We start from the raw sequence: 12,078 nt of genomic DNA, 5'->3' as shown, positions 1-12,078 counted from the left end.
AGGGGGAAAAGAATGAAGAAACGAATGAAGGTGATTTTGTGTATCCTCATATTGATTCCGCTATTCGCGTGGAACTGGCATACACAAAAAGATTTACCACAGGGGATGTCCGTTGATGGGAAGCTCCACAAAGTAGATAATGTAGAATTTTTAACAGATATTACGTACCAAAAAAATGATAAAGCTGTAATGGAACAGCAACTTTTTGAACGTACGCTTCAAATAATTGATGAGGCGAAAGAAGTTCTAGTTATTGATTTATTTTTATATAATAATGATTATGATCATCAAAAAGCGACGTATGACAATCGCGCAGAGCAGTTAACAAATGCGCTTATCAAAAAACGTAAAGAGCAGCCGGATATGCCCATTCAGGTTATTACAGACAATGTAAACTCTGGCTATGGCTCGATTCATCCACAATTCTTTCAGGATTTAGCAGCGCAAAATATTGATGTCCTAACAACGAATTTAACACCGTTACGAGATTCTAATCCGCTTTATTCAAGTGTATGGCGCGCTTACCTACAATGGTGGCCGGTCTCAACAAATGGATTTTTACCGAATTTATTTAACCCAGATGGCGATAAAATGTCTGTGGGGGCCTATTTAGATTTAGTAAACTTTAAAGCGAACCACCGAAAAATTGTATTAAATGAACAAGAAGCGATGGTTCTATCTGCAAATGTTTCGCATGATGGTAGTAGCCTTCACTCCAATATTGGCTTTGTTGTAAAGGGAGCTATTGTGAAGGATATTTATGAATCAGAAAATGCCATCTTGCATATGTCGGATAAAAAACTCCCAGAAAATATTGTATTTGCGGCGGATGAGCCAGCCGGAGATATTGATGTGAAGCTAGTTACAGAAGGAAAAATCCAACAAGCTTTAATTCAAACAATTGAGCAGGCAAAGGATGGGGACAGCTTGAAAATGGGGGTGTTCTACATTGCAGAACGTGACATGGTTCAGGCATTAAAAGATGCTGCCAAGCGCGGTGTCAATATTCAACTGATTTTAGATGCGAACCGTGATGCATTTGGTATAAAGAAAAATGGTGTGCCAAATCGACCTGTAGCACATGAGCTAATGAAAGAGGACAATATTACAGTGCGTTGGTATGACACGCATGGGGAGCAATATCATAGTAAGTTTTTAATCCTTAATCAAGCAGATACATTTACAGCAATTGGTGGCTCGGCCAACTTTACACGTCGTAATATCGATGACTATAATTTAGAAACGGATTTATATATGATGATGCCAAAAGAAAAAGAGACAGCGCGTGATATGAATGCCTATTTCGAGCGCCTGTGGACAAATCAAGACGGCATATATACCGTTGATTACGAGGAATTTGCAGACCGTTCTTTATGGAAAACTGTATTGTACCGTATTCAAGAATTTACGGGGTTATCGACATTTTAATCAAAAAAAGAGGCTTGGGGAAATCCCCAAAGCCTCTTTTTTGATTAGTGATCTACTGAATCACTGACATTTAAGCCTGTTGTTGCATTAACTTTAACTTCTGCGTATTTACGAGCATTTGCTTTTTCACCAATCATTGAGCCAATCCAACCAGCTAGGAAGCCAAGTGGTACCGAGATAATGGCTGGGTTTGTTAATGGGAATAGTGGGTCGCCGACGAAGATAGCTTTACCCGCTTCTGGTGCCCATACGTTCGGGCTCATTGCTACTAATACAAGTGCAGAGATTAAACCGAATAACATTGCTGACATCGCACCCGTTGTGTTGAACTTTTTGTAGTAAATTGTGTAAATAATTACTGGTAAGTTCGCAGATGCGGCGATACAGAATGCAAGTGATACTAAGAATGCTACGTTTAATGTTTGAGAGAATAACGCTAAGATGATTGAGAATACCGATACACCAACAGATGCCCAGCGAGCTGCAACCATTTGTTGTTTTTCTGTAATGTTCCCTTTTTTAATAACTTGGCCGTAAATATCGTGTGCGAATGCAGAAGCACCTGATAATACAAGACCAGCTACTACAGCTAAGATTGTTGCGAATGCTACTGCAGAGATGAATGACATTAAGATGTCGCCACCTAAAGCTTGCGCTAATAATGGAGCAGCCATGTTACCTGCAGGGTTTGCAGCTAAGATTTTTTCAGAGCCTACGAATGCCGCAGCACCGAAGCCTAAGAAGATTGTTAAGATGTAGAATAAACCTACGATCCAAGTTGCCCAGTTGATTGAAGAACGCGCAGTTTTTGCATCTTTTACAGTGAAGAAACGCATTAAGATGTGCGGTAAACCAGCTGTACCAAGTACTAATGCAATCATCATTGACATTGTATCAATACCATTTGTGTACTTCAGACCAGCTTGTAAATATGCGCCGCCATTGCCATTTGTTTCAGATACAGTTGCGAACATTTCAAGAATGTTGAAGTTGAATTTTGCTAAAACTAAAACAGAGATAATAACGGTACCAATCATTAGTAATACGGCTTTAATAATTTGAACCCAACTTGTTGCGCCCATTCCACCCCATAATACGTAGATTGTCATCATGATACCTACTAAAATAACCGCGTATTTGTAGTCGATACCTAATAATAATTGAATTAATGCGCCGGCACCTACAAGCTGTGCAATCATGTAGAATAACACGATAACGATTGAGCTAACAGCTGCCGTTGCACGGATTTTCTTTTGGTTAAAACGTGCAGTAATCATATCTGCTAATGTAAATTTACCAAGGTTACGTAATGGCTCTGCCACGATGTAAAGTACGACTAAGTATGCTACTAAGTATCCTAAGCTATAGAAGAAGCCATCAAAACCGAATAATGCGATGGCACCCGCGATACCTAAGAATGAAGCGGCTGATAGGTAGTCACCTGCGATAGCGATACCATTTTGCCAGCCTGTTAAGCCGCCGCCTGCTGTATAGAAGTCAGCTGCTGAATTGTTTTTCTTTGAAGCTAAGTATGTCACAAAAAGTGTTAACCCTACGATTGCGACGAAGAAAGAAATCCCGATTACACTCATTTATACTCACCAGCCTTTGCCTTGTCGTTGATCGCTTCTGCATCTTTATCAAATGAAGCAGCTTTTTTTACATAGATGATTGTGAATGTCCATACCATAATGAAGATGACTAATGAATACACCCAAATCCACGTAATATCGCCAATTGCTTTTCCGTCTAGTACGTCAGTGAACGATGATAATAATGGCAGTGTGAAGTAGATAACGAAGAACAGAACACTCATCGGCACGATGAAGCCTAGTTTACGTTTTGAAAGCGTTTTAAATTCCGAACTTTCAGAAATATTAACATACTCTTGTTCCGTAAAACTTTTTTGCCCAGCTACCGCCTGTTTGCTGTCTTGTTCTTCTTTTAGAAGTTGACGGTCTAAATTTTGTTCCATAATGTTGCCCCCCTTTTTTTCTATTGTTGTGAAGGATTTGTGACGTCCTCTTGATGTAATGATATTTCAAAGTTTTACAAAAAGCAACATTTTTTATCGAAAAAAATAAAAATTTCTACTTCGTGATAACTAAACTCTACAAAAAACGTATTTTTTAACTTGCGAAACCACTGTGGCTATAGTGTTTTGATGCAAAAATCTTATCATTTTCTTTAAAAGTAAATTGCTGAAAAAGTAAAAAAATTAAAGTCATATTGAGAAAAATAGCATAGGAAATGTGACGATAAACTAGGCAATAGCCTTGAATTCAATCTATTAAAGGCTATTTTATTTAGTCTGCAATACAGAAAAAAGTAGGCACTACATTGTTCGCTGTAGTGCCTACTTTTGTTAAAAAAATGTTAAGATGTGCGATTTTTTACTGCGCCCCAAATAACGCTCGTCATAAAGAACAGTAAAGAAATCACGGTAATGACAATCATAATGGAAATGTAAAAAGCATTAAAGTGAGCGACATATGTCACAACATGGTCAGATAATGATAAATGTAAAAACTCTGAGATGACATTCAATAGCAACAATAAAATGGTGATGGCAATAATACCACTTGTGGCACTTTCTAAATCGGGTTTACTCAAACGAATATGTACAGCAATCGAGCATGCAAGAACTAAAAAAACATAAAATTGCCAACTTAACGCATGGTCGACATTAAATAATGCGACAAGAAATGTCCAACTTAATTGTAAAATTTGTTCAAATGTTTCGAAGCTCCAATGCGTTGAAATCGTCCCAATCTGTGCTGAAATAGCATCATAAGCATCTGGGAGCAGCACGTAAAGCAACAAAAAAATAGCTAGAGGACCCGAAAATAATGGACCAACACCAACAAAAAACTTGCCGATACGCTGATAGACACTTCCTGGATTGTATGAAAAATTAACATAGCCAAGCGTACCATTGCTATTTGGTTTTTGATACCAGACCACTTCATCGACATGATAACGGAAAACTTTGCACATAATAAAATGCCCAAATTCATGGACAGGTGTACCGATAAGCGACATAAAGTTAAAGAGTTTACTACCATATGTATAATGAGCCAATGACTGTTCGCCAAGCCACTTCAATACAAAACCGAAGAAAAAAATGACACCTAGTAGTTGAAATAGTTGCGAGGCCGTGATCGTTATAATGTTTATAAATTCTTCCATACTACACTCCTTCTAGCTGTCCAAATATAGTTCTATTTTACTCTGAAATGCGTGAGTTGTTAAGGTTTAATCCATTTAAAAAAGAATCGTCTGTTACTACGATTCTAAAAAAATAGATAATTAGTCAAAATATTTGATAAAATGTTGCACGTCTTGTTCTTGCGCCAAGCCCATTTTTTCATATAGTTGTTGGGCACGCACATTGTCAGCGCCCGTTTCTAGCGCGATGAAACGAGCATGATGTGCTTCGGCGTAGGCATAACATGCTTCAATCAATTGCGTTGCAGCACCATGTTTCCGAGCTGATTCTGTCACATATAAGTCATTTAAAATATAAGCGCGCTTTAAGCCAATCGTTGAAAAAATCGGATACAGCTGCACAAAACCAACTGCCTTGTCGTCTAGCCACGCTAAAAAAACAATCGATTCATCGTGTTCTAGGCGTTCATGTATAAACCAACGAGCAAGTCCGATATCACTTTTTTGTCCAAATGTGACACGGTAAGCATCTAATAATGTAGCAGCCTCTTCGGCATGCTCTGGTGTTAGTTGCAAAATATTCAAAAAATTCACCTCTTTGTCGCATTATATAGTAATTTTTGAAACGTTTCAAAGATTCATCCGTATAGTAAAGAAAGACGATTTTGTAGGAGGAAAAAACATGTCGATTTTTAATAAAGCGTTAGCAAGTTTTGGGATAGGAGCAGCGACGGTTGATACCGTTTTAGCTCATGACACCTATACAGCAGGCGATTTAGTGCAAGGGAATGTGCATATTAAAGGGGGCAATGTCGAGCAACGTATCGATGCGATTTATTTATCGTTAAATATTAATTTTACGAATAAAACAGGTGATAAAGAGTATGAAGATACGGCAACCGTTTTTCAGAAAAAAATTACCGAACCATTTACGATTCAAGCTGGCGAAGAAAAATCATTGCCATTTTCATTTAACTTACCATTTGATGCACCGGCAACAGTTGGCCGCACACGCGCATGGTTAAATACAGGCTTAGATATTAAAAATGCTGTTGACCCGAATGATAAAGATGCAGTGGCTATTCGCCCAACACGTATTGCAAACGCCGTCATTCAGGCCGTGAAAAATTTAGGATTCCGCTTGCGTGAAGTAGAATGTGAAAAAGCCGGCATTCGTATGAATACGCGTCACTCGTTCGTACAAGAATATGAATTTGTGCCAACAAGTGGTCCATTCCGCGGTTACTTAGATGAATTAGAAGTAGTATTTATTAATCAAACGTCACATAAAGTCGAAGTATTGTTCCAAGTAGACCGCAAAGTGCGCGGGTTCACAAGTTTCTTATCAGAAGCATTTGAAATGGATGAAGCATTTGTTAGCCGTACGTTTACTGAACAAGATTTACCAACATTAGAACAAGATTTACGTTGCTTAATTCAAGAGTATTTATAATAGGCGATTAAAAAGAGGCTGGGACATACGTGTACCAACACTCTCTCAGATGAGCATCAAAAAAACCGGAATCGCGCTGTGGCGCGGTTTCGGTTTTTTGTGGCGAACGCTAAAAAAGGAACAGGAACTGTTTTGTAAAAGCCTCTTTTTGTTGTGGCATTACTTAGCCGAGTTCATTAATAAATCGTATATTTCATTGACTTTCGCATGATCGAGATAGACGGTTTCCTTGCGCGAGTCATTCGCTAAAATGGCTGTTGCCGTAAGATCATCAAACCACACCTCATACATCACCGCTTTGATGTCAGTGACTGAAGGGTCTTCTGCGACAATGTAAAAGCGATAGTTCGGCGTCGTGTTCGGAGGAGTTGTCGTTGTCCATGCCAACTCATGCAGTAATGTTAGCCCGTCGCTTATTTGCTGCTGTTCTTTAAACGTCATAAAAGGTACATAATCTTGTTGCACCGTATCATAGCGCTCAACGATAAGATTAACATTCATATTTTTCTGTACTTGTTGCGTACAGCCAGCAAGCATTAGAAATGGCATGATTAAGATAAACCATTTTTTCATTGCTATCACCACCATGTATTAAATTATACAATTATTATTAACTACGATTAAACAATTGTAAAATTGCGCGCAGACTACCAAAACGTAATTTTTCTCGTGGTTCAGCACGCGTTACCGGTGTAATAGTGCCGATAACCATATCACCTTGAATCGGCATATCATTGTTTTTGAAGCGAATACGTAAGGATGTCGCTTTCTTCAAATCCGCACTATCCATGACTTGAAAATGCACATGCGGCGCTGTTGTGTCACCGGAATTACCACTATATGCTATTAATTCGCCGAGCTGCACCGAATCCCCTTGTTCAACACAAATTGAATTTTGTTGTAAATGTGCTAATAAACTATATTCGTTGTGTGCATGTTTCAAAATAATATAATTGCCAAATGTACTGAGCTCATTGCGTTCACCGGGCGATTGATCGCTAATATTGTCTTCAATAGCTATTACTTTGCCAGCTGCCGGCGCATAAACTTCTTCGTTAAACGCATAATAATCTTCACACATATTACCTATATTTTCAAAATATAGGTTATTTTTCAAACGTTTTAAGTCGATGGCATAGCGTTGACTCGAAAAGGGATAGTGATAGTTGATTAATTCGTTCGTGCCGCCTTGTGCTACTTGCCATTTACCACGTACAGGCAGTTCAAAGAATGTTTTTGAAAAAGTGATATCTGCTTCAGGAAATTTTAAGCATGGTTTCATCGTTAAAAAATGGATGCGGCCCTTAGAATCAAAAATCGCGCCAATCGCATTGTTACGCTTGTCATCGAGCCATACATATTTTCGTAGTGGCGGTAGCGCAATCGTATAATGAAGTTCGTATGTATCGTGCTGAATTTTTTGCATAAGAGCTGAAAATTGTTCAAATGAATAGGACGCGCGATATTCAGGAATCGTCGCATTATAAATGGCACAAAATTGGCCGTCTTTTATGTAAGTTGTAAGTTGCTGAGGTTGCATCGTTGTCGCTCCTTTGCTGGACAGACTAGTACTAATTAATACGGCTTAACTATGTGAAAAGTTTCACGATTCTTGAAAAAAGGCAAAGAGCGGCCTATTAAAAGAGGCTTTTACAAAACAGTTCCTGTTCCTTTTTAGCGTTCGCCACAAAAAACCGGAACCGCGCTGTGTCGCGATTCCGGTTTTTTTGATGCTCATCTGAGAGGGTGTTGGTACACGTATGTCCCATCCTCTTTTTGTCATGCTATTCATCAAATAATACATATGCAAGTCGGCGCACGGCTTCGGGAATATCGGCAATATCGATATATGCAAAACCAATAATAATAAAGCGATTTTCACGAATGAGTGGATATGGATTGAGCGAAAAACGTTTTAACGTATACACTTCAAGATTATGTTCCACTGCTTGCTGCTCAATTTCATCATAACTGCGCGCACTTTTTGCCTCGATTAAAAAATGCAGGCCAGCTGGTATGTCCGAAATAATAATTTGGTCGCCAAGCTGTCGCGTTAACTCATCGACTAAACAGCTCCGCACTTCTTCAAAATGTTTCGTCGTTTTGCGCACATGCTTTTCATATTGGCCATTTTCAATAAATTCATTCAATGTATAAAGGACGAGTGTATTGACTGCTTGGATTTCAAGCGGAAACATGTCGCGGTAATCTTCGAGTAATTTAACCGGGAGTACCATATAACTAATGCGAATACCCGGCAACAATGTTTTTGAAAATGTCCCCATATAAATGACTTTATGATTATAGTCCATACTTTGCAGCGACGGCACACTATTGGTCTCATATTTAAATTCACTATCATAATCATCTTCTATTATGTAACGATCATCTGCACGTGAAGCCCAGTTTAATAATTCAACGCGGCGAGAAATCGGCATAATGATGCCTGTTGGGAACTGATGTGATGGCGTTGCAATAACGAGTTGTGCATCAAGCTGTTCCAAATGATTGACGTCGATACCGGAGTCATCAAGCGGTACAAGATGCGCTTGAATATGATGGCGCTTTAATAGTTTGTAGTAGCGTGCGTAGCCTGGATTTTCGACTGCAAATGATGGGTTTTCCGGCAAAATGCGAATGAGACGTTCAAGTAACCCTTGACTTGTTGCATGAATAACAATTTGTTCAGGCTCACATTTGACACCACGCGTTGCATAAATTAGTTCGGCAATGTTTTTGCGAAGAACATAGGGACCTTGCGTATGCGCCATTTCACCAAGCTCTTCAATATGACGCTCATAGACCTTTGCCTCACAGTTGAGCCATTTACGCATAGGAAATAGCCGTGCATTAATATTCATATGTGACAGCGATAGCCACGTCTTTGGTGGGTCGGGCTTTTCACGTAAATGTTCGGGGAATGACGTAGCGACATTTGGATTAATATCAAATTGGTCGATTTCCTCAACAAAATAGCCAACGCGTTCAATTGTATAAATATATCCCTCGGCGAGCAATTGCTCATAAGCATTGGCAATTGAGTTCGTACTGACATGAAGCATTTGTGCAAACTCGCGCTTGGCTGGTAATTTTGTGTGGGCGCGGAGCTCGTTATTTAAAATTAATTTCTTTAGTTGACGATAAATTTCCTGATAAAGGAAGCGTCCTTGCTGTTTATGATCTAATTGAATTAACATACTGTTCACCCCTGGTACCTTTTTTTTGAAAACTTGGTGCTTTTTATTGTACCAAATTCCGTCATAATAGGAAAAAAAGAAACAAGGGAGGACTTAACAATGCTTACGACAAATCTTACTGATGAACTAAATGAAAAACGCCAAAAATACGTGGTGAAAGGTGTTAGTAACGGCTGTACAGCGATTGCAAAAGAAGCAAAAGGCGCAACAATTATCGATGTAGAAGGAAACGAATGGATCGATTTCGCCGCTGCCATTGGTACGCTAAATGTTGGCCATAGCCATCCAAAAGTAGTATCAGCAGTACAAGCACAAGTAGAGAAATTTTTACACCCAGGCTTCAACGTGATTATGTACGATTCTTATATGAAGCTTGCTGAAAAACTGGTAGAAATCACACCGGGAACACATGATAAACAAGTGATTTTACTAAACTCAGGTGCTGAAGCAGTTGAAAATGCGGTTAAAATCGCCCGTAAATATACAGGTAAACAAGCGGTTGTCGCGTTTACAAATGGCTACCACGGTCGTACAAACTTAACGATGGGTATGACATCAAAAGTGAAGCCGTACAAGCTAGGTTTTGGTCCTTTCGCTCCGGAAATTTACAAAGCGCCGTATCCATACATTTACCGTAAGCCAGAAAGCTTAACGGAAGAAGAATATGTGGATCACATCATTGAGCAATTCCATGATTTCTTCATCTCAACGATCGCACCAGAAATGGTTGCTTGTGTTGTGATGGAACCAGTACAAGGTGAGGGTGGCTTCATCGTACCGCCGAAGAAATTCGTACAAGCGGTTGCGCAGTACTGCCAAGAAAACAATATCGTATTCGTAGCAGACGAAATCCAAACAGGTTTCGGTCGTACAGGTACGACGTTTGCTATCGAGCAATTTGATGTTGTACCAGATTTAATGACGGTATCAAAATCAATGGCAGCAGGTCTTCCATTAAGCGGTGTCGTTGGCCGCAAAGAAATGATGGAAGCATCAGATGTCGGCGAATTAGGTGGCACATACTCTGGTAGCCCAGTAGCATGCGAAGCAGCACTTGCGGTTATTGATATCGTAGAACAAGAAAACTTAAATGCGAAAGCAGAAGCAATCGGTCAAAAAATCGAAGCGAAGCTTGAAACATATCGCGCGCAATATGACTTCATTGGCGATATCCGCCGCCTTGGTGCAATGGTTGCTGTTGAGCTTGTGAAAGATGGCAAAGCGCCAAATAAAGAAGCAGTTGGTCGCATTACAAAATATGCGAATGAAAATGGTTTATTACTATTATCAGCAGGGATTAAAGGCAATGTTATTCGTTTCTTAACACCACTTGTAATTACAGATGCAGAGCTTGAAAAAGGTTTTGCGATTTTAGATAAAGCATTTGCAGAAGGAGTGTAGGTCATGGGTGTAGTACATGTTAGCAATCCAGCAACGGGTGAAATTATTCACTCGCTTCAAAAGAGCACACAAGAAGAAGTAACAGCGAAAGTCGACAAGGCGCAGCTTGCGTTCCCATCGTGGAAAGCACTAACAGCGTATGATCGCGCAAAATTGCTTGACGCCTGGGCAGCAATGATTCGCGAAAATCGTCAAGAACTTGGTGAATTAATTACACTTGAAAACGGGAAGCCACTTGCAGAAGCACTTGGTGAAGTGGATTATGCGGTAAGCTATATTGATTGGTATGCAGAGGAAGCGAAGCGCGTTTACGGCCGCACGATTCCAACACATGCACCAAACAAACGTTTGTCGGTATCACGTCAACCAATCGGTGTTGTTGCAGCGATTACACCGTGGAATTTCCCGGCGGCGATGATGACGCGTAAAGCGGCACCAGCACTTGCAGCAGGCTGTACATTTATCGTTAAGCCAGCAGAGGAAACACCGCTAACAACGATTCGTTTAATTGAGCTTGCTCACCGCGCTGGTATCCCACAAGATGCAGTGCAATATGTGCTAGCAGATGCGCCGATGGTTGGTGAAATTTTCACATCGCATAAAGCGGTGCGTAAAATCACATTCACAGGCTCAACTGCGGTCGGCAAATTGTTATTGTCTCAATGTGCACAAACAGTGAAACACGCAACAATGGAGCTTGGTGGTCATGCCCCGATCATCGTAGCTGAGGATGCGAATATTGCTGTAGCAGTTGAACAAACAATTATTGCGAAATATCGTAATGCTGGTCAAACATGTGTCTCACCAAACCGTCTAATTGTCCATGAAAACATCGCTGACAAATTTACAGATGCCCTTGTTGCAAAGGTAAAAGAGTTGAAGATGGGGAATGGTATGGAAGCGGATGTTAATGTCGGTCCGGTTATTAACCGCAAAGGCTTTGACAAAATTCAAGACCAAATTCATGATGCTTTATCAAAAGGTGCTGACGCTGCAGTAGGTGGCGGTCACCATATTGATGAAGAGCAAGGCTTCTACTTCGTGGAACCAACTGTGTTAACGAACGTATCGGCTGATGCAAAAATCATGACAGAAGAAACGTTTGGTCCAGTAATCCCTATTGTGACGTTCAAGGAACTGGATGAGGCAATCGCGATTGCGAATGACTCATTATACGGACTGGCAACGTACTTCTTCACAGAAAGCTATAAAACAGGCACGTATTTAAGTGAAAACTTAGATTACGGTATTGTTGGCTGGAATGATGGTATTATTTCAGCTGCACATGCTCCGTTCGGTGGTATGAAGGAATCGGGCATGGGTCGCGAAGGCGGCACAGAAGGCATTGAGCCATATTTAGAAACAAAATATGTATCAATGTCATTATAATCAAACGCTTGCCCCCTAAGCAGCGTGTGTAAAAGAGCTATG

Annotated in this window: 11 protein-coding genes; 4 read left to right on the top strand and 7 right to left on the bottom strand. The window is 40.1% G+C overall.

Annotated features, from left to right (window positions below):
- The first annotated feature begins 12 nt into the window (after positions 1–12).
- On the top strand, positions 13–1,428 hold the full coding sequence (locus V514_RS0109930) for a phospholipase D-like domain-containing protein (RefSeq protein WP_029499799.1): 1,416 nt from the start codon (positions 13–15) through the stop codon (positions 1,426–1,428).
- A gap of 44 nt (positions 1,429–1,472) precedes the next feature.
- Here the strand turns inward: V514_RS0109930 and V514_RS0109925 are convergent, their stop codons facing one another.
- The 4 genes from V514_RS0109925 to V514_RS0109910 form a co-directional block, all read right to left on the bottom strand.
- Positions 1,473–3,020, bottom strand: a complete 1,548-nt coding sequence (locus V514_RS0109925) for a solute symporter family protein (protein ID WP_029499798.1) — start codon at positions 3,018–3,020, stop codon at positions 1,473–1,475.
- Positions 3,017–3,403, bottom strand: a complete 387-nt coding sequence (locus V514_RS19005; protein ID WP_029499797.1) for a DUF485 domain-containing protein — start codon at positions 3,401–3,403, stop codon at positions 3,017–3,019. Before V514_RS19005 ends, V514_RS0109925 begins: the two co-directional genes overlap by 4 nt.
- Positions 3,404–3,804: 401 nt before the next feature.
- Positions 3,805–4,617, bottom strand: coding sequence for a hypothetical protein (locus tag V514_RS0109915; protein ID WP_029499796.1), 813 nt, complete (start codon positions 4,615–4,617; stop codon positions 3,805–3,807).
- A gap of 120 nt (positions 4,618–4,737) precedes the next feature.
- Positions 4,738–5,181 (bottom strand): GNAT family N-acetyltransferase, encoded by a 444-nt coding sequence (locus V514_RS0109910; RefSeq protein WP_029499795.1) that lies wholly within the window; start codon positions 5,179–5,181, stop codon positions 4,738–4,740.
- Positions 5,182–5,278: 97 nt separating this feature from the next.
- On the opposite strand from V514_RS0109910, the gene V514_RS0109905 reads away from it, so the two are divergent.
- Entirely contained in the window at positions 5,279–6,049 is a 771-nt protein-coding gene (locus V514_RS0109905; protein ID WP_029499794.1) for a sporulation protein, read from the top strand.
- 159 nt (positions 6,050–6,208) lie between these two features.
- On the opposite strand, the gene V514_RS0109900 is transcribed toward V514_RS0109905, so the two are convergent.
- The 3 genes from V514_RS0109900 to gabR form a co-directional block, all read right to left on the bottom strand.
- The gene (locus V514_RS0109900) at positions 6,209–6,622 is read right to left on the bottom strand and encodes a hypothetical protein (protein WP_029499793.1); all 414 of its coding nucleotides are present in this window, start codon (positions 6,620–6,622) and stop codon (positions 6,209–6,211) included.
- A 37-nt stretch (positions 6,623–6,659) separates the two neighbouring features.
- The gene (locus V514_RS19000) at positions 6,660–7,589 is read right to left on the bottom strand and encodes a M23 family metallopeptidase (protein ID WP_029499792.1); all 930 of its coding nucleotides are present in this window, start codon (positions 7,587–7,589) and stop codon (positions 6,660–6,662) included.
- A gap of 244 nt (positions 7,590–7,833) precedes the next feature.
- Positions 7,834–9,246: a MocR-like transcriptional regulator GabR gene (gabR, locus tag V514_RS0109890; RefSeq protein ID WP_029499791.1), complete on the bottom strand. Its 1,413-nt coding sequence runs from the start codon at positions 9,244–9,246 to the stop codon at positions 7,834–7,836.
- Positions 9,247–9,345: 99 nt separating this feature from the next.
- On the opposite strand from gabR, the gene gabT reads away from it, so the two are divergent.
- Both gabT and V514_RS20210 read left to right on the top strand, forming a co-directional pair.
- The gene (gene gabT / locus V514_RS20215) at positions 9,346–10,647 is read left to right on the top strand and encodes a 4-aminobutyrate--2-oxoglutarate transaminase (protein WP_029499790.1); all 1,302 of its coding nucleotides are present in this window, start codon (positions 9,346–9,348) and stop codon (positions 10,645–10,647) included.
- Positions 10,648–10,650: 3 nt separating this feature from the next.
- The gene (locus V514_RS20210) at positions 10,651–12,036 is read left to right on the top strand and encodes an NAD-dependent succinate-semialdehyde dehydrogenase (protein ID WP_029499789.1); all 1,386 of its coding nucleotides are present in this window, start codon (positions 10,651–10,653) and stop codon (positions 12,034–12,036) included.
- Positions 12,037–12,078 lie beyond the last annotated feature (42 nt).

It is taken from the genome of Kurthia huakuii LAM0618 (assembly GCF_000505545.1).
Lineage (GTDB): Bacteria > Bacillota > Bacilli > Bacillales_A > Planococcaceae > Kurthia > Kurthia huakuii.
Note: the sequence above shows the minus strand (reverse complement) of the source record. Positions and strands in the feature narration are given on the sequence as shown.

What these genes read in the sequence shown, in the direction of transcription:
- V514_RS0109925 (WP_029499798.1), bottom strand. Translation starts at nt 3,020, where the DNA reads ATGAGTGTAATCGGGATTTCTTTCTTCGTCGCAATCGTAGGGTTAACA.
- V514_RS0109930 (WP_029499799.1), top strand. Translation starts at nt 13, where the DNA reads ATGAAGAAACGAATGAAGGTGATTTTGTGTATCCTCATATTGATTCCG.
- gabT (WP_029499790.1), top strand. Translation starts at nt 9,346, where the DNA reads ATGCTTACGACAAATCTTACTGATGAACTAAATGAAAAACGCCAAAAA.
- V514_RS0109915 (WP_029499796.1), bottom strand. Translation starts at nt 4,617, where the DNA reads ATGGAAGAATTTATAAACATTATAACGATCACGGCCTCGCAACTATTT.
- V514_RS20210 (WP_029499789.1), top strand. Translation starts at nt 10,651, where the DNA reads ATGGGTGTAGTACATGTTAGCAATCCAGCAACGGGTGAAATTATTCAC.
- gabR (WP_029499791.1), bottom strand. Translation starts at nt 9,246, where the DNA reads ATGTTAATTCAATTAGATCATAAACAGCAAGGACGCTTCCTTTATCAG.
- V514_RS0109905 (WP_029499794.1), top strand. Translation starts at nt 5,279, where the DNA reads ATGTCGATTTTTAATAAAGCGTTAGCAAGTTTTGGGATAGGAGCAGCG.
- V514_RS0109900 (WP_029499793.1), bottom strand. Translation starts at nt 6,622, where the DNA reads ATGAAAAAATGGTTTATCTTAATCATGCCATTTCTAATGCTTGCTGGC.
- V514_RS19005 (WP_029499797.1), bottom strand. Translation starts at nt 3,403, where the DNA reads ATGGAACAAAATTTAGACCGTCAACTTCTAAAAGAAGAACAAGACAGC.
- V514_RS19000 (WP_029499792.1), bottom strand. Translation starts at nt 7,589, where the DNA reads ATGCAACCTCAGCAACTTACAACTTACATAAAAGACGGCCAATTTTGT.